Source organism: Sulfuricaulis sp., assembly GCF_049587675.1.
Classification (GTDB): Bacteria; Pseudomonadota; Gammaproteobacteria; order Acidiferrobacterales; family Sulfurifustaceae; genus Sulfuricaulis.
Genome location: NZ_JBAVEJ010000133.1, coordinates 1 through 21946 on the forward strand (window position 1 = coordinate 1; position 21946 = coordinate 21946).

Sequence of the window (21946 nt, forward strand, 5' to 3'; positions counted from 1 at the left end):
GTATAGGTGTCGGTGGCGGCTTGAACGTCGTTCACCCCGGTCAATAACAGGATCAGTGCGCCCAGCAGCAAAATACCGGCCGTGGCCAAGCCACGATTTTCCGAAACAGACTGCTTCATGTTCATGCTGCTTTATTTCCTGTGCTCAAGTTTTCTTGCGTAGTGGCGATAACATCGAACCCTAACGCTCCCGCCGATAAATTTCGGGTCCTTTTTTTCCATCCTGCTCGCCAGCGGGTTTTGAGTCCGCGTCTTCGGACCGGCTCGGATGCACTGGTGACTCTGTGGTCAGCGGCGCCTCTGAAGGAGAGATGACCTCCGGCGCCGGCTGATTCTGCCTTTCAACTGAATCATAGTTCACGACCCACCACAGCGCGCTGGCCGTACCCGCCACTAATGCGCCGACAAGCCACCACCAGGCAAACTTCGCGCGACCGCGACGCAAGCGTGTCTGCGCCAACAAACTCAGTTCGATCACCGCCAGGCGCCTCGGATCGGGCTCCGTCCCTCGCTCATAGGCCGACGCGATCAGGTCCGTGATTTCGCGTTCAGTCGGTACTTGGCGTTTCATCCTCGCTCCAGCATTCACGTAGTTTGGCGATGGCTTCGGCGCACTGGCGGCGCACCGTGCCCTCCGGCATATCCAGCGCCTGCGCCACCTCCTGATGGCTCAGTCCTATCCAATAACGAAGCAGCAGCAGGTTTTGTTCGCTTTCCGGCAGGCGATTCACCAGTTCGCGCAGATAAGCGGCTTCTTCCCCGGCCGGCCCGCCCGTGTCCTCGGCGGTTTCCTCTGGCAACGGCTCAGTCGGACGGGCGCGGTCCCGGCGGTAAGCGTCGATCCGCAGGTTAGCGGCGATGCGGTAGAGAAACGCCTTTGGCGCGCGCGGGTCGCGGCACACGGTCTGAACGAAACGGATGAACGCCTCGGAGACGAGGTCGTAGGCGTCCTCCGGATTACAGCCGCGCGCGACCAGGAATTTCCACAGCCGCGGCGACTGGCTACGATAAAACTCGCGGAACGCGCCGGCATCGCCGTCGCGGCAATACAGGCGAATGAGATCGGCCGGATCCCGCATCGAATAACAAGGTTTAGGGAGGCGCGCTGGTCACGGTGACCTGGATCCGGCGTGAGACATAGTTGGCATCGCCGAAATTGCCGGATGTGGCGGTGGAAGTGATGACATAAACGTTATAGTCCGGAGGACTACGTTCACGATGCGACGTCGATGTACATTGCACGGTTACGTTAAATCCGTCGAGGCCGGGAACTGACAGCGTGAAGTTCGAAGATGCCACACAACTGCTCGTTGGTGGCAACGCCTGGAACGCACCCCATTCAATACCAGCACGCGCCGCGTGATAAGCGCGCGCGCCCTGGACCGCGGCGCTGGCGGTAGCCCGCTGCATGCCGCCGATGGTCACCATCATGATCCCGAGCAGCGCCAGCACCACGATAATGAAAATGGCCGCGACCAGAGCGAAGCCGCCTTGCTGCTTTCCGCTCACGGAAAAGGCGTGCTTCATGGCGAATTATCCACGTGCACCTGATACAGCAGGCGGACCGTCTCGCCGCTGGCGTCAGCCACGGTGATATCCAGCGTCACGAGGCCGGCACGCTGATTCGTGCCCGGCGAATAACTGAAGGCGCAACGGGTCACTGGCGTGGTGAGCAAGGCACCAGTGACGGCCGAAAGTGGTGCCGCTCCGGGATTGGTCGGCTGTGCCGTCGTGATCGCGTAGTTCCTGTAACGCCGTATGTTGCCGCCCGCCCCCCCTGTGCAGAGGTAGGTAATGGGTGTGTCGACAATAAATACCCGCTGGTTGGGCGAGGCCCAGCGGAACCTGAACGTACCGGCGACGAGCGAAACATGATGCTCGTCAGCACCATCATCATTGTTGATGCTGAACGACGTTACACCCGGTCTGGTAATCACGTACCTGCTGGGAGCCGGAAGCGAGGACTCATCGCCATCGGCATAGGCGTCCGCCCCGGTGACACCCTGGTTGTAAATGGCAAGCCGGGACGGAGGATTTTGCGCAGCCGAGTTGTATGGCAACACGAAGTCCGTCTGGATATTACGGAAGAAACCAATGATATTGAATCCGTCATTGTCGGTGGCGTTGATGTGCAGACGATACTGGGGGTCGGCATGAATGTGCCCGCCGGGATTGGTGCCCGGCCCTTCGCGGTAACGCGCACCGTCCACCGTGTTGAGCATCTCGATGGCGCAGGTCACGCCCGCGGCGTTGCAGGTAACGTTGTTCACGTTGCCGAGCGAATCGCGGATGCGCACGCTGTTCGGCAGCGCCCGGCGAATGTCGCGCGCGGTCTGGCGCAGCGCCATTTCGGCGGCGTCCACCAGCTCGGCACGGTGGACTTGCGCCTGGAAGCCCTGGATCGGGCTCACGATGAACGAGCCGAGGACCACGGCGATAATACCGGTGATGGTGATCACGACCACGAGTTCGATGAGGGTCACACCCGCGCAACGGCGGACGCGCTGGCTTACTGATCGGCGGGAAGAAGGGGTCGTGTGCATGCGGGAGATCAGTAATTCGTGTGATAGCCACTGATCACGACGGTGCTGCCGGTGGCAACCGCCGGCGTTACTGTCACCGTGACGCGTATGGCAGCGGTATTGGGAATGCCATTCAGCGTGGCCGCTATTGCCTGCACCTGCACGGTGTACCCGCCGAGGCCGTTTATCGGATTGCCGTTCTGGTCACGCGCGCCGACGTCGGTGAAGTTGTAGTCGAGGACGTTATCGTAGGTCGCGCGCGTCTCGCCGACGTTGGTGCCGTCGGGGTCGGTGAAATTCTTGGTCAGGGCCTCTTCCAGATAGGCCTCCGCGATTGCCGTGGCCTGATGCCAGATCAAGGGATCGGCGCTGGCGCTGGTGTTGCGAATAAAAACCATCAGCACGCCCGCCAGCGCCACGCCAAGAATGACGATTGCGACAATCAGTTCGACCAGCGTGACGCCGCGCATGCGAAAACGGAATGTCGGGAATTTCATCATCGGCTCACGAATCCTGTGGCCGCCACGACCTGGAAAGTCGTGCCGCCGACGTTGATGGATTGGTTGGCCGAGGCGCTGCCATCAGCGGCGAAGGTAAAATTATGGACGGAAAGCGTCACGCCGGGCGGGGCGGTACGTGTAAAAGTGGCTGCGTTGCCCGAGGGATCGGCGATCGGTGTGTTGTAAGGGCCCGCGGCGCACGCCGCGGCGTTCGCAGGCCGGTACAGCGTAAAACCTGTTGCCGTGGTCTGCACGCGCACCGGGCAGCCTGTCGCCACCGCGTACTTTTGCGCATACCGCAGCGTGGACAGCGTTTCCTCGAAAAAGCCGCGCTGGCGGAAAACGTCGACGTCGAAAAACAGCGGTCCGCTCACCGCCGCGATCAGCGCAATGATGACGATCGTCGCGACCAGCTCGACGAGGGTGAATCCTTTGGAAGAACCGATATGCATCATCGTGCAACGCTTGCAAAAGTCATCACACCATACTCCACGGCTTTCTATCCGAAAGTACATCTAAAGATAGTAGAAGCTGTCTCAACAATCTCTCTCAAGGGTGAGTGATTATTGAGATGCAGGAATCCCTGTCATGTAAAAAAATGGGGCGCTGACTCCATGCCAGCGCCCCGATTGTGTTGCCATACCGCCGGCCTATGAAATTTTCAATCTCGCGAGAGATTGTGCCGGTCCTTCCCGGCGGCCGCGAACCGCGCCGCCGAACGCAGGAGATTTATCAATCAATCAACAATAATCCTGACTGTTTCATACAACCTGGCTGTTCAAGACAGGTTGATTACGGGCATCCCGTTGCCCCGCTTTCGACGGTCGCAGTGCCGGTAACCTGGCTATATAAAACGCTGCAAGTACCGCTGACGCCACCATTGCTCGGTATGAAACGACTGGTTCCGTCGTACGTGTAGCCTTGTAGATTGGGAATCATAGCAGCGATACCCGTTTGAGCCGCGGCAGCGGGGTAACCAGATGTAGTGGTAACAACGGTCACGCCATCAATGACAATGCTTGTAGCGGTGGCGCTGCCATTCACAATCCATTGCGCCCGCGCCAGGGCCGCCCCCGAACCCACGGCGCCGGCAACGCCTTGCAGGCTTGCCAGGCGCGCCGAACCGGTAAGATTGACGAACCGCGGCAGGGCCGTGGCCGCGAGGAGGCCGAGGATCACGATGACCACGACCAGTTCTATAAGAGTAAAACCACTTTGCTGTTTGGACATGCTCTATCTCCTGCGTAAATAAATTAACGTTGATCTACCACACTGTAGCAGCTGGATCTCTACCTGCCGCCTTCCATCGTTACCGGCCCCGATATCGTCATCGAGACCAGGAATAAGTTTCCACGGGACTCAGGCGCATGCCTTCTATCTCATCTATGCCCTGATCAAACTTACCGTTCCCGTTTTTATCGCTATAGACCAGCCTCAGCGCAAACCGCGCGCGCGGGGGACTGGACAATCCGCCGGTAAAAAAACCCTTGTTGCGGACCAAATAAACAAGCGTCTTATCCCGCTTGTCGAAATACCAGTTGCCATCCTCGAGCGACGCCGGATTTGCACCGTCCAGCTCGCCCAGATAATTACGCGGCACTTCCGCGAGCAGGTCCATCGGATTGCTGCCCTCGTAGGCCCGGAGGTCCACGACCTTCGACTTCACAATACTTTCTGCAACCTTCATGCCAATCGCGCTGCGCAGCGTCCCGGCCACGGTTTCCATGGTCACCCGCTCGGCATCCACCATCAGGGCCAGCAAGCGCGAAATCGCCACGACCAGCAGGATGGAAATGATCACGATCACAACAACCAATTCCAGCAGGGAAAACCCGTCGCTCGACCGTTTTGGGCGTACCCGAAACCTCGGACCATGGCCTTCCCGGCTCACTTTTTACCTTCCCGCTGTAACAGGTACCTTATGAAAACACAGTAGGTTACGAACCTAAGCTTGTCCAGTTTCTCGATACCCGCCATAAGCCGCGTCACGATTAGCCTTTGCGCGCAACCTGGACCAAGTCCCACATTGGCAGGAATATGCCCAGCGCCAGAATGAATACCATGATTCCCAGAAACACGATCAAAATCGGTTGAATCGCGGTGCTCAGGTTGCGGATGTCGTAATCCACTTCGCGTTCATAATACTCAGCCACGTTGAACATCAGCTCATCCACCGAACCGGTTTCCTCGCCCACCGCGATCATCTGGATCACGAGTGATGGGAACATGCCAGTCGCGGCCGCCGTGCGGGCGATCGTCTCGCCGCGCTCGACGCCGTCGCGCATCTGCACGATGCGATCGCTGATGTAGTCGTTGTCCACGGCGCGACTGACCACCGTCATACCCTGCACCAGCGGCACACCCGACTTCATCATCACCGCGAGCGCGCGCGCGAAACGGCCGAGCGTGGCTTTATAAATTATATTGCCGATCACGGGAACGCGGAGTTTGAACTTGTGCCAGCGGTAGCGTCCCTCGTGAGTTCGCACATAGGAACGGACGGCAAAAATGGCGGCGACGAGTGCAAAAAGCATTACCGGCCAGTAAGTGATGGTGAAATTGGATGAAGCGATCAGTATCTTCGTCGCCATCGGCAGTTCAATTTTAAATCCGGCGTAAACCTTGGCGAACGTCGGTATGACGAAAATATTGATGATGAAGATGGCGATCAGAATGGCGGCCACCACGAAAGTCGGATAGCGCGTCGCCGACTTGATGCGGTCGCGTGTGTCCTTCTCACGTTCGAGGTACAGCGCCAACTGCAAGAACACCTCCTGCATGCTTCCGGTGGTTTCACCGACCTGAACCATGTTCACGTAAAGCGGCGAAAAGACCTGCGGGTGACGCCGCATGGCGCTGGTGAGATCCAGGCCCGTGTCGAGGCTCTCACCGAGATTGGAGATGACCTTGGCCAGCGCCGGGTTCTGCGTGGATTCATGCAAGCCCCGCAGGGCCTGCATGATCGGCACACCGGCCTTGAGCAGGGTGTACATCTGGCGGCTGAAAAGGGCGAGATCCGTCAGGGTGATCTTGCTGCTCGCCGCCAAACGCGCCCGTATCGCGCCGAAGACGTCCGCGCGCGCCTGAGCGATGACGATATCGATCGGAATCACGCCGCTGTTCAACAGTTGTCCGGCGACGGCGTCGGGCGATGCGGCATCGAGATGTCCGCGCACCGCCTCGCCGCGTTGATTGCGTCCCTTATATTGAAACAGTGGCATAACGGAATCCCTATTTCATTCGTCCTGACATATGATGAGTAGCCCTACTCGCTTCGCTCGTTCGTCTTAAGAAGATAAGACATCGCCCTACTCCTCCAATGAATAAGTGGCGCGCACCACCTGATCCATGGTGGTCAATCCCTGCGCCGCGAGAATAATGGCGGCGCGACGCAAGGCCTGGAAGCCCGGCTGACTCTTCGCCGCCTCGGCGAATTTCTGGGGATCACCGGAATGCATGGCCTCGGCCAGCGCATTATCCATTTCCAGATACTCGAATACGCCGACCCGTCCCTGGTAACCCGTGCCGTTGCAGTGGCTGCAACCGCGTCCGCGTTTGAACTTGAGCGTCTCCGCCTTGTCCCCCGCCTCGGCCCGGACAATGGCCATCTGCGCGGCGGGAAGCTCGTAGGGCTCGGCGCAGGACTCGCAGATGCGCCGCACCAGGCGCTGGGAGATGATGCCGCGCAGCGAGGCGGCGACCATGTACGACTCCACCCCCATGTCCAGGAGGCGCAGCGCGGTGGAGATTGCGTCGTTAGTGTGCAGGGTTGACAGCACCAAGTGGCCGGTCATCGCCGCGCGCAGGCCGATTTCCGCGGTTTCCTGATCGCGCATTTCGCCCACGAGAATAATGTCCGGGTCCTGGCGCAACATGGACCGCAGCACGCGGGCGAACGTCAGCTCGATCTTGGTATTGACCTGGATTTGGTTGACCCCGTTGAGACGGTACTCCACGGGGTCTTCGACAGTCAGAATCTTGAATTCGGGTCGGTTGAGTTCCTTCAGCGCCGCATAGAGCGTCGTCGTCTTGCCGCTGCCCGTGGGGCCGGTGACCAGCACCATCCCGTTGGGATTGTGAATCACGTGGCGGAAGCGCTCAAGAATGTTTTTCGGCATACCGATCTGCTCCAGATTGAGCACGCCGGCGAAGGGATTGAGCAGACGCATCACCACCGACTCTCCGAACTGTATCGGCATGGTCGAGATACGCACGTCTATGTTTCTGTTGCGAATGCGCACGTTGGTGCGGCCATCCTGCGGCAGGCGTTTTTCGGATATGTCGAGCCCCGCCATCAGCTTCACGCGCGATACCAGCGCGCTCGCGATGCGTCGATCCGTGATCGTCTGTACGCGCAGCACGCCGTCCAGCCGGAAACGGATGCGTAGTTCTTTTTCATCCGGCTCGATGTGAATGTCCGAGGCGTTAACCTGCACCGCGTCCTCAAACATGCTTTGCAGGAGTTTGACAACCGGCGCGTCGGTAAGGCCCTCGGTCTCGGCCAAGGCGACCAGATCCACGCCCTGGGCCGTCAATTCCTGTTGTAGTTCCTGCGCCAGATCGCTGATCTCCTCCGTGCGACGGTAAACGCGATCGATGGTCTTGAGCAGTTCGGATTCGTTCACCACCGCGAAACGCAACGGACGGCGTAATACGCGCGCCAATTCATCATACGCAAAAATGTCGGTGGGATCAGCCATACCGACGAGGAGACTGTCACGGCCGTCCTCGAGTGCGATGGCGCGGAAGCGCCGGGCATGGGTTTCCGGTATCAGGCGGACGGTTTCGGGCTTGTAGTGATAACGCCGCAGATCGATATAAGGAACGTTGAGCTGCTGCGCGAGAAAGGTCAGCAGTTGTTCTTCGGAGAGGAAACCATTCTCCACGAGGACGCGCCCGAGTTTGCGGCCGCTCTTTTTCTGATCCGCCAGGGCGGTATTGAGCTGCTCTTGCGAAATAATTTTGTTCGCCATCAGCAAATCGCCGATGCGGATTTTTTTGGGCTTCATCTCGCTAATCGTTGCCATCGTGACTCCCCGTCCGGCCGCGCCTCGTCTCCGACATGAAACGGACGGCCTAATACACTGAAAAGACTGAACTTACCCCCAATATAGTCGATAAAACCGGTCTCCCGGCTCCACGACCACGACAAAACCAGGCTCCTCCGCCCAAGGGCGAGGTGCCTGATGCCTCTGCATCCTCAAGCAAATAACGGGCCATTTCCCCTTGGGGGTGTTAACTGGCGCAAGCGTGCGTAATTTGAATGGGTTTCCTAGTAACCGTAAAGTGAATAGGCTGCTCGGGTCTTCTTTTCGAGGTCCCGGGCTTTGTCTTCAAGAGTCTTGGCTTGCTCCTCTTTCCCGGCCTCCCGGCTGAGCCTCGCGGCGAGAGAATAAAAAGGGATCAGGTCCGGCAAGTCGGGATAGGAATGCTTCACGCCCTCTTCCAGGGTCTGAAGCGCTTCTTGCTTTTGGTCGTGCTGCAACAGCAACGAGGCGTATTCCAGCCGGCCCTGGAACAGCCTGGGATTGAGAGCAAGCGCGCGACGGAAAGATTCGGCGGCGAGTTCATACCCGTTGTCTCCAGCGAACGCGGGATTCTGCTGATAGATCCTGCCGCGAATGACGTACGTCAACCCACGCAAGGGATTGGCTTTCTCGGCGTCGTCCAGGAATTTGAGGGCGTCATCGTATAGCGGCCGTTTGCTGTTTTCATTGGCTGGCGGCAGCAGCGTGGCGGCATGCCGGAATAAATCGGCATGCGCGATCAGCATGCGATCATCCGAAGGGGTTAGCTGTTGCGCCGTGCCAAGGCTCTTATCGGCTTCCTGCAGTTTTCCTTCCCGCGCCTGCGCGAGTGCCTTGCCATAGTACGAATTGGCCAGTCCCAGGGCCGTAAAGTAGAGCGCGGGCAGAAGAACCAGCAAACCGATGACGACCGGAAAAACCTGCCTGCCAATGACACTGGGAAGACTGATCCGCAGCGAACGCAGCTTGAGTTCACGGCTGGCGAGCTCATGGAATCGCCCCATCACCAAGCCGGATATCATCATGAGCGACAAAATATAGAGGTTAAAGTCAACGACGCTGTGACTGGCTACCGCCAGCAATCCGCAAAAAAGACCAACCAGTTCGATCCGGGTGACACTATTTATTTTCGTGTTACGTAGAGTGCGCACGAGCAGCCACAACACGCATACCAGCACCGAAAGCAAAAGCAGCAGTCCCGGCAATCCGGTTTCTATCCATATCTGCAGGTAATCATCGTGCGCGAAGAAACCGCCGGTACCATCGGCCGGATTGCGATACGGTGGATAAGCCAAATAATAAAGCCCCAAACCGATACCCTGCCATGGCGAAGCCTTGAGCAGATTCCAGGATGATTCCCAAATCATGCGTCTGGGAGAATCCTGCACCAGCTCAGGAAGACGCGCGCCCAATTCCCCATGAGCAATCTTGGTGGATACGAATGCGGCGGCCAGCAAGACCAGAAGCAGGATGATGCGACGTTTTGGTACGTACCGGAACGTGAGCGCCACCATTACGCCCATGCTCAAGGCAAGGCTCAGTGTGGCACCGCGGCTGGCGGTAAGGAAAATCGAGAAAAACAGAACAAACAAGGCGTTTCCCAGCAAAGCGGTGTAATGACGGGGGGCTTGTTTGTTGGCCGTCAAAGACAAAAAGTATGCCGACGCCGGCAGAGCCACGAGATTCAAAAAGGCGGCGTGGGTATTGCGGGTCTCGAAAACGGATTGTGCCTGCTGTTCGAGTACTAGCACCTGATAAATTCCCATCAGTGCCAGCACAATTCCCAAAACCAGTATGATGGCGGCCGCATGCGACCAGAGCGCGTCGCGGTCGGGTGTCAGGGTATAAAGCCAGAAAACCAGCGCCAGACTGCCAACCCACCAGAAGTTGATCACGCTGATACTGGGCGCGAGACTCCAAGTCAGCGAAATGGCCAGCCATAACCAGAACAGCGAAAGACAAAGCGCCAAAGCTGTTTTGGGGATGGAAATACCCGAACCATAGGATTTCAGGACGACCCAGCCCAGCCACATCACCAACAGAATCTGGGTAACGGCAAAAAATTCTATTTGGGGGCCCTTGAACAGAAGGGCGGGAAACAGGGCACAGATGAACAACAGGGAACTGACGTGCACGGCGGGCAGGTTGAGCGTTTTTCTTTTTAGCACTGCCATACTCCTCCTTGAGTGGCTGGTAGCGGGACGTGCGAGCTTCCTACCTACTTATATACAATCACGGGCGAAACACCAGATTACACGCCCATACACAAAGCCAAGCCATGTTTCATGTCGTGCTATATCAACCTGAGATTCCACCCAACACCGGGAACATCATGCGCCTGTGTGCCAATACCGGAGCGCGTCTCCATCTTATCGAGCCTCTAGGGTTCGAGCTGAAAGATAAAGCACTGCGGCGCGCCGGCCTGGATTATCGCGAGTGGGCGGATGTCCGGACTTATGCAAGTTATGAGGCATTTATCGAAGCCGCGAGGCCAAGGCGGCTGCTCGCCTTTTCCACACGCGCACGGCGGTTTTACACGGAGATGGAATATAAGGAGAACGACGCCCTGCTCTTCGGGCCCGAGACGCGTGGACTGCCGCAGAATCTGCTCGACACTCTCCCGGAGGAACACCGTCTGCGGCTGCCGCTCCTGCCCGGCAATCGCAGCCTGAATCTGTCCAACGTGGTGGCGGTGGCGGTCTATGAAGCCTGGCGGCAGCAGGGATTCAGCGCCGGGGAATAAGTCTTATTATGTCAGGACGAACGAGCGAAGCGAGTAGGGTTACTGATTTGTCCAGAGGAACGCACTAGGGCGAAACTCTTACATCCAGACGAACGAAGTAGGGCGGCATTTATTCCTGCCGGGGTCCACGTTTAAGCAAAGCTTCCACGGCGGCCTGGGGTGGGAGATTTTCGTACAACACACGATACACTTGCTCGGTGATGGGCAGTTCCACGTTGATTTTTTTCGCGAGCTGATAGAGCTCGCGCGAAGTGGCCACCCCTTCCGCTTCCTGACCGAGATCGGCCAGAATTTCGGGAAGTTTGCGCCCCTGTCCCAACGCCAGACCGACGCGGCGGTTGCGTGAAGAGTTATCGGTGCAGGTCAGGATCAGATCGCCGGCACCGGCCAGGCCCATGAAGGTTTCCTTTTGCCCGCCCATGGCGATACCGAGACGCGTGAGCTCGGCCAGCCCGCGCGTAATGAGCGCGGCACGGGCGTTCGCACCGAAACCGAGCCCGTCGCTGATGCCGGCAGCAATGGCCATGACGTTCTTGATCGCCCCGCCCAGCTGCACGCCCGCCACATCGCGGCTGGTGTATACGCGTACGCGCTCGTTGCGCAGCCACGAAGCCACTTCTTCCGCCGCTTTCTCGTGTTCCGATGCCACCGTCAGTGCCGTGGGCATGTTGAGCGCCACTTCACGCGCAAATGTCGGCCCGGAAATCACGGCCAATGCATGCCGTCCGCCTAACACTTCGATCGCCACCTGACTCAGCAGCTTGCCGCTACCGGGTTCAAGACCTTTGGTTGCCCAGGCCAGGATAGCGTCGTTGGGCATTAGCGGACCTAGCGCTGTGAGCGTGGCGCGGAACGCGTGACTGGGAACGGCGATCAGGAATCGTGATACCGACTTCACGGCCTCGGGGATCGATGCATGTACCTGGATATTCGCGGGAAAGGCAATATCCGGAAGATAGGCGCGGTTCTGGCGTTCGCGTTCCAGACGCTCCAGCTGGGCAGCCTCATGACCCCAGAGCAGCACGGTATGCCCATTGCGCGCGAGCAACAACGCCAGTGCCGTGCCCCAGGATCCCGCCCCGAGCACGGTAACGGGATATTTTTTTTCGGAAGTCATCTTGTTCTTGGACGCTGCCCGAATCCAGTCAGGGCGAGGATTCGACGAATGAAGAATGTGCGCCGTGCTGAACCAACGTCTGCTTCATCGCGCTGTCTCTTCCCTGCAGGCGTGATAAACAGACTTCAATTGATACTGGGCGGGTTTGCCTGAGCCGCCTGCTTCTGGTCGTACAGCGTCTCGAAGTTGATCGGATTAATCAGCAGCTGCGGGAACCCGCCCTTGCCGACCAGATCATTGATCGTTTCGCGCACGAACGGTAACAGTACGTTCGAACAACTGATCTCAAGCGCCCGTTGCAATGTATCACCCTCGACGCCGCTGATGCGAAAAATCCCTGCCTGCTTCACTTCAGCAAGAAAGAGGTTCTTGCCCTCGCGTTTGGCGGTTGCCGTCACGGTCAGCGCCACCTCGTATATCCCCTGCTCCGGGTTGAGCGCGCCGTGCTCGACGCCGAGCTGAATGCCGATTTCCGCGGCGGCATTCTGTGACTGAATAAACGCCGACGGTACGCTGGGTGCTTCGTAGGAAATATCCTTGATGTAAATCTTCTCGATGCTGAAAACGATATTCTCTTGCTGATTCTGCTCCACCGTCTCTGCCCTCGTGAATGTTATATCGCTGTATTATCGTAAGCGGCTCATGATTTCAGCAAAGCGTCCAGCTGCCCCGCTCGTTCGAGTCCCGCCAGCTCCGTGTATCCCCCGACATGCGTCGCGCCGATGAAAATTTGCGGCACGCTGGTACGGCCCGTAAGTCGAATCATCTCCTCGCGTCGCGCGGGGTTTTGATCCACCATTACCTTTTCGGCCTGAACACCTTTCTTTTCCAACAACCGTTCCGCCATCCGGCAGTAGGGACAGATGCGCGTGCCGTACAGCAGCACTTGCGCCACCACTATTTCTCCACCGGCAGGTTGTCCTTCTCCCAGGCAAGCAGCCCCCCGGAAAGGTTGTATACCGTGGCAAAACCGTGCTTGCGCAAGATCACCGCACCCTTCATGGAACGATTGCCGGCGCGGCAGGTCACGATCACCGGTTTGCTCTTGAATTTGTCGAGCTCACGCAGGCGGTTTGAAAGTGCCGACAAGGGAAGATTGACCGCATTCGGAATGTGGCCGGCCTGAAACTCCTTGGGTTCACAGACATCCACGACCACGCCGTCCTCGCGATTGATCAGTTGCACCGTCTGGGAGGCATTGGCATTTTTGATGCCGTGCAGCTGCTGGCTGAGGGGGCCCATCACCAGCAAAAACAGGATGACGCCCAGCGCGACGAACAAATACCAGTTATGAATGACAAACTGCATGGTCATGGTTAGTGAATAAAATTGCTAATCAATTTGAAAGAGATGGAAGGAATATATCTGAAATCCAGTTGTGATTTCCCGGTTCTGCGGCATTCGCCAGTCGAACCCGGTTTACTATGAAAATTTTGGTTATGCTTAGCGGCGCACCGCGCTGCAAAAAGCCTGGCGCAACGAACCGATCAGTTGCAGTATTTTCGGATCGCTGATCCGGTAGTAGACCTTGTTCGCGTCCTTGCGTGCCGCCAGGATGCCCTTGTCGCGCAGAATGGAAAGATGCTGCGAGATATTGCTTTGCGAAGTCCCGACCTGTTCGACGATGTCCTGGACGCTGACCTCGGTATTGCCCCCAAGGATACAAAGGATTTTCAGTCGCAGCGGGTGCGCCATGGCCTTCATGGAGCGGGAAGCAAGATGAATATCTTCTTCGTTGGTAATCAGTACGTCTTCAACTTTTGCGGTGGCGGCACTCATGCATTCAGGCCTCATGTATCGCTTTCAGCCCACGCTCCCTCTCTCCGGACCCGCGGAACCTGCTGTGTCGTGAACCAAAACATTATACAATATCGGGAATATTTAAAAGAGACTGAAAAAACCGCTATTTGAGTCATCGAGCATGTCATTTACCCCTAAACCATTGGTTCTGATCGTTTTGGACGGATGGGGCTACCGTGAAAACACCCAATACAACGCGATTGCCGCTGCCCGCAAACCCACGTGGGACGCGCTATGGAAGCAGCATCCGCACACCCTGATTCATGCCTCGGAGGCGGCTGTCGGCCTGCCTTCCAGCCAGATGGGCAACTCGGAAGTCGGCCACCTCAACCTCGGCGCCGGCCGCGTGGTGTACCAGGAATACACGCGCATCAACCGCGCGATCAGCACCGGCACCTTCTTCACCAATAAAACGCTCACCGACACCATCGATTTGGCGGTCAAGACCGGGAAGGCTGTGCACATCATGGGGCTGCTTTCGCCCGGTGGCGTACATAGCCATGAGGAACATATTCATGCCATCGTCGATCTCGCGGCCAAACGTGGCGCGACCAGGCTCTTCCTGCACGCCTTCCTCGACGGGCGTGACACGCCGCCGCAGAGCGCCGCCGCTTCCATCAAAACCATGGAAGATAAATTCACCGCGGTGAAACAAGGCCGTTTCGCCTCGATCATCGGCCGCCACTATGCGATGGACCGCGACCACCGCTGGCCGCGCATTCAGGCTGCCTACGATCTGATGACACAGGCCAAGGCCGAATTTACCGCCGCTTCCGCCTCGCAAGCACTCGACATGGCTTACGCCCGGGGTGAGACCGATGAATTCGTCAAGGCCACCGTCATTTCGCCGCCCGGAGTGGAACCGGCCCATATCGCCGACGGTGATGTGGTCATCTTCATGAATTTCCGTTCCGACCGCGCACGCCAGATCACGCGCCCCTTCATCGACAACAACTTTGACGCCTTCGAGCGCGCGGTAATTCCCAAGCTCGGCGCCTTCGTGAGTCTCACGGAATACAACTCCGAATTCCACGTTCCAGTCGCGTTTCCGCCGGAGCGTTTGCGCAATGTGCTGGGCGCTTACCTGGCGAGCCTCGGATTGCATCAGCTGCGCATCGCCGAAACGGAAAAATACGCGCACGTGACATTTTTCTTCAACGGGGGCGTGGAAACCCCGTTTAAGTTCGAGGACCGGATCCTGATCCCGTCACCGACGGATGTGCCGACCTACAACCTGAAGCCAGAAATGAGCGCGCCGCGCCTCACCGAGGAAGTGGTCAAGGCGATCCGCGGCGGATTTTACGATGTCATCATATGCAACTTTGCCAACTCTGACATGGTCGGTCATACCGGCGACTTCGATGCCACGGTCAAGGCCATCGAGGCGGTGGACCAATGCCTGGGGCAGATCTACAAGGCAATCATGGATACCGGCAGCGAGATGCTCATTACCGCCGATCACGGTAACGCCGAACAGATGTTCGATTTTGAAACCGGCCAACCGCACACCGCGCACACCACCAACCCCGTGCCACTCCTTTATATTGGACGACCCGCCGCCCTTGCGCCGAACGGGGCGCTGGAAGATATTGCGCCGACCATGCTATATCTCCTGGGTCTGCCGCAGCCGACGGAAATGACCGGCCGGCCGCTGGTGATATTGCAAACCGAACAGCCGGCGATTGCCGAGAGTCGCGCCTGACGGACACACCATACCCGCCTTTCCCTCTCTCTGTTGCGGCGCCGGCACCGTTCCGTCGCCATTCAGCGTGGGTACGCTGGAGGGGCGCAACATTGCTTTGCTGCCTGTTATTCGCCGTCCTCCACCCGGTCCACGCCATTGACTCCGCACAGGAAGAAGCACGATTACAGAAACTGCGCACCCGTATTGGCGCGCTGCAGGAAATACTCAACGAAACCCGCGGTCAGCGCGACGCCGTTCGCGATGAAGTACGCGACCTAGAGCGACGCATCGGCGGCCTGCTGCAAAGCACAAGACAGACTGAAGCGCGCCAGCGCCGTAACGAAAGAAAGCTTCAAGACCTCCGGGCACAGGCGGCACGGGAACGCGGCAGTCTCGAGACGCAGCGGCAACAACTGGTGCATCAGATCCGCGCGGCCTATGTCATGGGCCGCCAGGAATATCCCAAAATGCTGCTCAATCAGGAAAACCCCGCGGGCGTGGCCCGGGTTCTGACTTATTATCAATACATCAACCGCGCGCGCGCCGAACGCATTACCGACATCCAGGCAAACCTGTCGCGGCTCGAAGTACTCGAGCGGCAGATCCGGGAACAAAGCCAGGAACTGGAGACGCTGCGCGCCACCCAGCAGGAACAGAAAACAGCGCTGGAGATTTCCCGCACGCGCCGCGGTGAATTGCTCGCCAGCCTCAGCCACGAGGTACGTGGTCACTCGCAGGAAATCGAACGACTGCATGCGGACGAAAAACGCCTGGAGCAGCTGATCGAGGAGCTGAAAACGGTGGTGCCGGAGACGACGCCCCTGCCGCCCGGCAACGAGAAGCATTTTGCCAGATTACGGGGGCGTTTGCCGCTGCCCGCCCATGGCCGGATAATCGCCCGTTACGGCGCGCAGAAAAACGTGGGCAATCTCAAATGGCGTGGTCTTTTTATCGCCGGGCATGAGGGGCAGAACGTGATAGCCGTGTTCCGCGGTCGCGTGGTGTTTGCCGACTGGTTGCGGGGATTTGGTCTACTCTTGATTCTGGACCACGGAGATGGCTATATGACGTTGTACGGCCACAATCAAAGCCTGCACAGGGGGGTCGGCGACTGGGTCGAGGCAGGTGATACCATCGCCAGTCTGGGCAACACCGGCGACGTAGCGCAGCCGGGCCTGTATTTTGAAATTCGTCAGAACGGAGATCCGCGCGATCCGCTGATCTGGTGCAAGGCACGATAACGACTCAATTTTATTTACACCCGCCGACATGGCGGAGCAGTCCATCAAACGGAGCATCATTAATGAAACTTGCAACACGTTATATTCTGGTCCTGTTTCTCGGGATGTTCGTCGGCGCGGCGATCATTCTCGATATGGGTGTGCTGGCCGAGCGCGACGAACCCAAGGAGGCCCTGGCGCCGCTGCCGCTCAACGAACTGCGCAGCTTCACCGAGGTGTTCAGCCGCATCAAGACCGATTACGTTGAGCCGGTCGAGGACAAGAAACTCCTCGAAGACGCCGTGCAGGGCATGCTTGCCGGACTCGATCCGCATTCCGCCTATCTGGACGCGGACAGTTTCAAGGACATGCGCGTGGAAACCGAGGGCCAGTTCGGCGGCCTCGGCATTGAAGTCACGATGGAAAACGGCTTCGTCAAGGTCGTCTCCCCGATCGAGGACACGCCCGCCGCGCGCGCCGGCGTGAAGCCCGGCGATCTCATCATCCGGCTCGACGACAAGGCCGTAAAAGGCATGACGCTGACCGAGGCCGTGCGCGTCATGCGCGGTAAACCCGGCAGCGACATCACGCTCACCATCGTGCGCGAAGGCGCAACCAAGCCGCTCAAGATCACGCTCACGCGCGCGGTCATCAAGATCCAGAGCGTAAAGAACCGGATGCTGGAGACGGGCTTTGGTTATGTGCGCATCACCCAGTTCCAGGCCGGGACCGACAAGGGCCTGGCGGAAGCAATCAAAAAACTGGAAACGGAAAACAAAGGCACGCTCCGGGGAATGATTCTCGACCTGCGTAATAATCCCGGCGGCGTACTCAATTCGGCGGTGGGTGTCAGCGACGCCTTCCTCGACAAAGGGCTCATCGTCTACACCGAAGGCCGCGTGACAGATTCCAAGATGAAGCTCTCCGCCACGCCAGGCGATCTACTGAACGGCGCACCGATGGTGGTGCTGATCAACGGCGGCTCGGCCTCGGCCTCTGAAATCGTCGCCGGCGCGCTCCAAGATCACAAACGCGCCGTCATCATGGGCACAAAGAGCTTCGGCAAAGGCTCGGTGCAGACCATTATCCCCATGAGCAACGGTGGAGCACTCAAGCTCACCACGGCGCGCTACTACACCCCAAGCGGCCGCTCAATCCAGGCCTCCGGCATCGTGCCTGACATCGTGACGGAAGAAGCCAGGATCACCAAGAGCGAAGCCGGCGACCGGCTGCGGGAAGCGGATCTTGCTCGCCACCTGGAAAATGGCGATGAGATCGCCAAGCCGAAAGAAGAACCGAAAAAGGAAGACAAGAAAGACGACAAGAAGAAGGACGAGACCGGCAAACCCGCGGTCGAGGACTATCAGTTGCAGGAAGCGTTGAACCTGCTCAAGGGCATCAGCTTCTTTAAAGCTCAAGGCAAATAAAGGCAGAGGCAGAATGGCGACCGTACCGGTTCCTAGGCGCAAGGCGTCGAGGAACGGGGGGCGGTCGCCATGATTGTTTTCTTGCGCCGTACGATCGATCCCGCTCAACGGATGGCAGCGACCGGCCCATCACGGACAGGCCGGGTCAGCGGACTGAAGATAACCTCAAGGAAGAGTTAACGCTGCGGGAACGATGTGGCGCGCTGGTTACTAGAAGCCGAAGCGCGTGCCGAAGAGAATCCGGCTGCGTTCGAGGCTGTAAGGATCCAGGCTCGTGGTGGAGCTTCCCAAACCGAAACTCGCTTCGGCTTGGAGACTGAAATCGCGCTGGACCTGCCATTTCCAGCCCGCCGACAGCAAGGAACGGTCGCCGCTGCGCGGGGAGACAAATGTTGGCTCGTCGGCCGTATCATACAAACTCTTCTGCATCTTGAACGACATGTAAGGCGTGTGCGACTGGAACAGCGTCAGGCTTCCGCCGACGGTGAAACCATAGTAGCGGCGCCCGAGATGCCGGTAGATTTCTTCGCGCGCCACTTCATCGCCGAGAAAAAAACTACCGGTGATGCTCGGTTTCACGCTGCTCGGCAGGCGGCTGGTCCATGAGAATGCCGCGCGGGTATCCAGCGTATCCTGCGGTGTCGGATTGACGGCCGTGCCCTCACCATACTCGGCGGATATCGCAAAACTGTTCACGGTATCCATATGATGCTGCCATCTCACCCCGAAGGCATTGACACGGTTGATGGATGACTCCTCAAATGAGGAGTAGCGAGCCCGGTTGCTGGCGGTCTCGACTTCACCATAAAAATTGACCGAGCTGGCACCGAGCACAGCCTCTCCGCTATCCGCCGAACTGCCATCCTCCGTTACGGCACGCTGAGACTGATAAAGGTTCAACCCAAACGAGCTGTATTCGGATGGATTACGAAGTTGTACTTCAGGAACTCCCACGGCGCCTACGCCCGCGAACGGAGCATCATCGAACCAGGAGAGCTTTCCCGATGGAGCGGACAAGGCCGAACCCGTGCTGGCCAGCAGCACCGCGCTCGCGAGAAGGGTTTTTCTGACAAGCTTCATAGACATTCCGATCCGGTTACATCCATAAATCTACAATATGTATTCTAGCATACTGGCCCGCCGGCCCAACATGCCGTCCGTCACGGAACCTGCTCCGGCCAGCCTCGCAGCAGCAGAAAACCGCCCATTGCTGCGAGCGACCAGCCCAATAAACGCCCCCAGAGCGCCTCGCCGTAAAGCGTCACATCCATGCCCAGCATCACCGCGCCAGCGATCAGCAAACCGCTGCCGGCGGCAGCGAAATATAACCGCCGATGCTGGCGGCGGAGCTGGCGGCGCAGCTGCTCGATCTCGCGTGCCGTGGATTCCCGGGCCGATTCTTCCCGGCCCGCGCGCCGCAGGCCCTCGTGCACCAGCGCCGGGATTTCCGGCAGCATGGCCCACCACTTGGGAAATTCGTTGCGCAGCGTGCGTATGAAGGCGCGCGGCCCCATGTGCTCGCTCATCCAGCGCTCGAGATAGGGCTTGGCGGTGTCCCACAAGTCGAGGTCGGGGTATAGCCGCCGGCCCAGACCCTCGATATTGAACAGCGTTTTCTGCAGCAGCACCAGTTGCGGCTGGACTTCCATGTTGAAACGCCGCGCGGTCTGAAACAGGTGCAGCAGGAACCGGCCGAAGGAAATGTCCTTGATGGGGCGTGCGAACACCGGCTCGCACACGGTGCGGATCGCCGCCTCGAACTCCTCGATGCGCGTGCCCGCCGGGACCCAGCCGGCGCGCAAGTGGGCATCGGCCACGGCATGGTAATCGCGGTTGAAAAACGCGAGGAAATTTTCCGCGAGGTAGCGTTTGTCCTTCTCGCCAAGCGTACCCATGATTCCGAAATCCACCGCGCGGTACTGACCCTCGGGCGAGACAAAGATATTGCCCGGATGCATGTCGGCGTGGAAAAACCCGTCACGGAACGCCTGCGTGAAAAAAATCTCCACGCCATTGTGCGCCAGCCTCCGCATGTCGACGCCGGCGGCCTTGAGGCCCTCGACGTTACCGACAGGTATGCCGTGGATGCGCTCAAGCACCATGACCGTGCGGCGGGTGAGGTCCCAGTAAACTTTCGGAACGTAAAGCAGGTTGGAGTCTTGAAAGTTAGCGCGCAGGCGACTCGCATTCGCCGACTCCACCCGCAGGTCAAGCTCGTCGTGGATGGTCTTGTTGTATTCATCCACCACTTCAACGGGGCGAAACCGGCGCGTATCCGGCACGTAGCGCACCGCCAGGCGCGCGAGCATGTACAGCAGTTCGAGGTCACGATCGATGACCGACTCGATGCCGGGGCGCAGCACCTTGACCGCTACTTCGGTGCCGTCGTGCAACCGCGCGATATGCACCTGCGCCACCGAGGCCGAGGCGATGGGCTCGCGGCTGAACTCGCTGAAGAAACTGTCAAGTTTGCCGCCCAGTGCCTGCTCGATCAGAAGCACGGACTCGTCGCCGGGAAACGGCGGCACACTGTCCTGAAGTCGCGCCAGTTCCTCGGCGATATCTTCCGGCAGCAGGTCGGGACGGGTGGACAGCATCTGGCCGAACTTCACGAAGACCGGTCCCAGCTCCTCCAGCGCCTCGCGCAGGCGCACGCCGCGCGGTAGACCGCGGCGCGCGAACAGCCGCCACGGCGCGAGCCGCAGCAACAGACGATAGGGACGGAAAAGATGGATCGCGGTGACGAATTCGTCCAGATCATGCCGGACAAAGACCTGGGTGATGCGCAGCAGGCGGGCAAACTGGCGCGGACGGATCATTTCATGCCCTCACGCAAGCGCACAAGGCGCAATTCCAGGCGCTCAGCCTCCAATCGCAATGCTTCCACGGCCAGTCGAAACGCCTCGGCGCGTGAACGCGAGGGCAGCAGGCGGCTTTCTTCCTGCAGGTATTCCGCGGCATCCTCGCCCAGCACATGCAGCGCTCGCCGGGTCCAGCCGCCCAGATGGCGCAGCGCGTTGCCCAACTGATGCGCCGCAACATCGCCCAGAACGCGCGCCGCTGGCTCTTCCCAGTCGATATTGATTTTTTCCAGGAGGCGCTGGAAGCGTTGCCCAAGATCGATGTCGCCGCTGATCTGGACCTCGCCGTCGGCCACGACATCGGGTGCTAGGCGCCGCTGCGCCAGTTTCGCAAACACCGGAATGTCGCCCGCGAGCGTCACGTCCGGCGCGCCGTCGCACTGCCCGCGCAAACTGACGCCGGTGCCGGATGGCAGCACGAAAATCACGACGGGATCGGTGCCGCCCAGCCGCAGCCGGATCACCTTGCCCTCGAGTTCTCCCAGTCGCGCGAGCGTATCGGGGTCGAGACGCAGGATGCGATTGACGGTCGCTTCAGTCAACGTTGTGAGAGGTGATGTCATTTGAACATTTTATAAATGAATGCCAGGACTCAAAGGCCGTCAGGAAAATCCAATATTACTTTTCGCCGCCCTGCTGTTCCCGCGCCGTGGCGGGGCTCAGAATTTATAGCCTTTATGCAGGGCGACAATGCCGCCGCTCAAGTTGTAATACTGCACCCGCTCGAATCCCGCGCGTTCCATCATCGTCTTCAGCGTGTCCTGGTCGGGGTGCTTGCGGATGGATTCCGCGAGGTAGCGGTAACTACCCTCATCCTGCGCGATCACGCGCCCGAGCCACGGAAGGACATTGAAGGAATAGGCGTCGTAGAGATTGTTCAGCCCCGGCACCACCGGACGGGAAAACTCGAGCACCAGCAACATCCCGCCAGGCTTCAACACCCGAAACATGGAGGACAGCGCGCGATCGATGTGCGTCACGTTGCGCAACCCGAAGGCAATGCTGACGCGATCGAAATAATTCTCGGGAAACGGCAGGTTCTCGGC

24 protein-coding genes are annotated in these 21946 nt (G+C 58.9%); 4 read left to right on the plus strand and 20 right to left on the minus strand.

Going from position 1 to position 21946, the window contains the following annotated elements:
* Nucleotides 1-180: 180 nt before the first annotated feature.
* From WB402_RS06985 to WB402_RS07035, 11 genes are all read right to left on the minus strand, one after another.
* A complete protein-coding gene (locus WB402_RS06985; RefSeq protein ID WP_424206295.1) occupies nucleotides 181-570 on the minus strand; it encodes a hypothetical protein in 390 nt (129 codons plus the stop codon).
* On the minus strand, nucleotides 548-1078 hold the full coding sequence (locus WB402_RS06990) for an RNA polymerase sigma factor (RefSeq protein WP_424206297.1): 531 nt from the start codon (nucleotides 1076-1078) through the stop codon (nucleotides 548-550). The genes WB402_RS06985 and WB402_RS06990 overlap by 23 nt, the downstream gene beginning before the upstream one ends.
* Before the next feature lie 13 nt (nucleotides 1079-1091).
* A complete protein-coding gene (locus WB402_RS06995; protein WP_424206299.1) occupies nucleotides 1092-1526 on the minus strand; it encodes a pilus assembly protein MshP in 435 nt (144 codons plus the stop codon).
* Complete coding sequence (locus WB402_RS07000; RefSeq protein ID WP_424206301.1) at nucleotides 1523-2542, minus strand: PulJ/GspJ family protein; 1020 nt, start codon at nucleotides 2540-2542, stop codon at nucleotides 1523-1525. The genes WB402_RS06995 and WB402_RS07000 overlap by 4 nt, the downstream gene beginning before the upstream one ends.
* An 8-nt stretch (nucleotides 2543-2550) precedes the next feature.
* Entirely contained in the window at nucleotides 2551-3021 is a 471-nt protein-coding gene (locus WB402_RS07005; protein ID WP_424206303.1) for a type IV pilus modification PilV family protein, read from the minus strand.
* Entirely contained in the window at nucleotides 3018-3476 is a 459-nt protein-coding gene (locus tag WB402_RS07010; protein WP_424206305.1) for a pilus assembly FimT family protein, read from the minus strand. Before WB402_RS07010 ends, WB402_RS07005 begins: the two co-directional genes overlap by 4 nt.
* Before the next feature lie 337 nt (nucleotides 3477-3813).
* Entirely contained in the window at nucleotides 3814-4251 is a 438-nt protein-coding gene (locus WB402_RS07015) for a type II secretion system protein (protein WP_424206307.1), read from the minus strand.
* Nucleotides 4252-4348: 97 nt separating this feature from the next.
* Entirely contained in the window at nucleotides 4349-4912 is a 564-nt protein-coding gene (locus WB402_RS07020) for a prepilin-type N-terminal cleavage/methylation domain-containing protein (RefSeq protein ID WP_424206309.1), read from the minus strand.
* A gap of 100 nt (nucleotides 4913-5012) precedes the next feature.
* On the minus strand, nucleotides 5013-6242 hold the full coding sequence (locus tag WB402_RS07025; protein ID WP_424206311.1) for a type II secretion system F family protein: 1230 nt from the start codon (nucleotides 6240-6242) through the stop codon (nucleotides 5013-5015).
* 87 nt (nucleotides 6243-6329) lie between these two features.
* Nucleotides 6330-8048: a GspE/PulE family protein gene (locus WB402_RS07030; RefSeq protein ID WP_424206313.1), complete on the minus strand. Its 1719-nt coding sequence runs from the start codon at nucleotides 8046-8048 to the stop codon at nucleotides 6330-6332.
* Between the two features lie 245 nt (nucleotides 8049-8293).
* Entirely contained in the window at nucleotides 8294-10216 is a 1923-nt protein-coding gene (locus WB402_RS07035; RefSeq protein ID WP_424206315.1) for an O-antigen ligase family protein, read from the minus strand.
* A gap of 110 nt (nucleotides 10217-10326) precedes the next feature.
* On the opposite strand from WB402_RS07035, the gene trmL reads away from it, so the two are divergent.
* Complete coding sequence (trmL, locus tag WB402_RS07040) at nucleotides 10327-10791, plus strand: tRNA (uridine(34)/cytosine(34)/5-carboxymethylaminomethyluridine(34)-2'-O)-methyltransferase TrmL (protein WP_424206317.1); 465 nt, start codon at nucleotides 10327-10329, stop codon at nucleotides 10789-10791.
* Nucleotides 10792-10900: 109 nt separating this feature from the next.
* Here the strand turns inward: trmL and WB402_RS07045 are convergent, their stop codons facing one another.
* From WB402_RS07045 to WB402_RS07065, 5 genes are all read right to left on the minus strand, one after another.
* Nucleotides 10901-11908: an NAD(P)H-dependent glycerol-3-phosphate dehydrogenase gene (locus tag WB402_RS07045; protein ID WP_424206319.1), complete on the minus strand. Its 1008-nt coding sequence runs from the start codon at nucleotides 11906-11908 to the stop codon at nucleotides 10901-10903.
* Nucleotides 11909-12033: 125 nt separating this feature from the next.
* Complete coding sequence (gene secB, locus WB402_RS07050) at nucleotides 12034-12501, minus strand: protein-export chaperone SecB (RefSeq protein ID WP_424206321.1); 468 nt, start codon at nucleotides 12499-12501, stop codon at nucleotides 12034-12036.
* Nucleotides 12502-12548: 47 nt separating this feature from the next.
* Nucleotides 12549-12803, minus strand: a complete 255-nt coding sequence (grxC, locus tag WB402_RS07055; RefSeq protein ID WP_424206323.1) for a glutaredoxin 3 — start codon at nucleotides 12801-12803, stop codon at nucleotides 12549-12551.
* 2 nt (nucleotides 12804-12805) lie between these two features.
* A complete protein-coding gene (locus tag WB402_RS07060) occupies nucleotides 12806-13222 on the minus strand; it encodes a rhodanese-like domain-containing protein (protein WP_424206325.1) in 417 nt (138 codons plus the stop codon).
* 129 nt (nucleotides 13223-13351) lie between these two features.
* Nucleotides 13352-13687 (minus strand): ArsR/SmtB family transcription factor, encoded by a 336-nt coding sequence (locus tag WB402_RS07065; RefSeq protein WP_424206327.1) that lies wholly within the window; start codon nucleotides 13685-13687, stop codon nucleotides 13352-13354.
* 142 nt (nucleotides 13688-13829) lie between these two features.
* Here WB402_RS07065 and gpmI point away from each other — a divergent pair, with 142 nt between their 5' ends.
* From gpmI to WB402_RS07080, 3 genes are all read left to right on the plus strand, one after another.
* Nucleotides 13830-15410 carry a 2,3-bisphosphoglycerate-independent phosphoglycerate mutase gene (gpmI, locus tag WB402_RS07070; protein WP_424206329.1) on the plus strand — a complete coding sequence of 527 codons (1581 nt, stop codon included), beginning with the start codon at nucleotides 13830-13832 and terminating at the stop codon, nucleotides 15408-15410.
* A gap of 92 nt (nucleotides 15411-15502) precedes the next feature.
* Entirely contained in the window at nucleotides 15503-16633 is a 1131-nt protein-coding gene (locus WB402_RS07075) for a murein hydrolase activator EnvC family protein (RefSeq protein ID WP_424206331.1), read from the plus strand.
* Between the two features lie 62 nt (nucleotides 16634-16695).
* Nucleotides 16696-18039 (plus strand): S41 family peptidase, encoded by a 1344-nt coding sequence (locus tag WB402_RS07080; protein WP_424206333.1) that lies wholly within the window; start codon nucleotides 16696-16698, stop codon nucleotides 18037-18039.
* A 210-nt stretch (nucleotides 18040-18249) separates the two neighbouring features.
* Here WB402_RS07080 and WB402_RS07085 read toward each other — a convergent pair whose 3' ends face one another.
* From WB402_RS07085 to WB402_RS07100, 4 genes are all read right to left on the minus strand, one after another.
* Nucleotides 18250-19119, minus strand: coding sequence for a hypothetical protein (locus WB402_RS07085; protein WP_424206335.1), 870 nt, complete (start codon nucleotides 19117-19119; stop codon nucleotides 18250-18252).
* Nucleotides 19120-19199: 80 nt separating this feature from the next.
* On the minus strand, nucleotides 19200-20858 hold the full coding sequence (gene ubiB, locus WB402_RS07090) for a ubiquinone biosynthesis regulatory protein kinase UbiB (RefSeq protein WP_424206337.1): 1659 nt from the start codon (nucleotides 20856-20858) through the stop codon (nucleotides 19200-19202).
* Nucleotides 20855-21463: a ubiquinone biosynthesis accessory factor UbiJ gene (locus tag WB402_RS07095; protein WP_424206339.1), complete on the minus strand. Its 609-nt coding sequence runs from the start codon at nucleotides 21461-21463 to the stop codon at nucleotides 20855-20857. Before WB402_RS07095 ends, ubiB begins: the two co-directional genes overlap by 4 nt.
* 96 nt (nucleotides 21464-21559) lie before the next feature.
* On the minus strand, nucleotides 21560-21946 hold a 387-nt coding region (locus WB402_RS07100; RefSeq protein ID WP_424206341.1), incomplete at its 5' end, for a ubiquinone/menaquinone biosynthesis methyltransferase.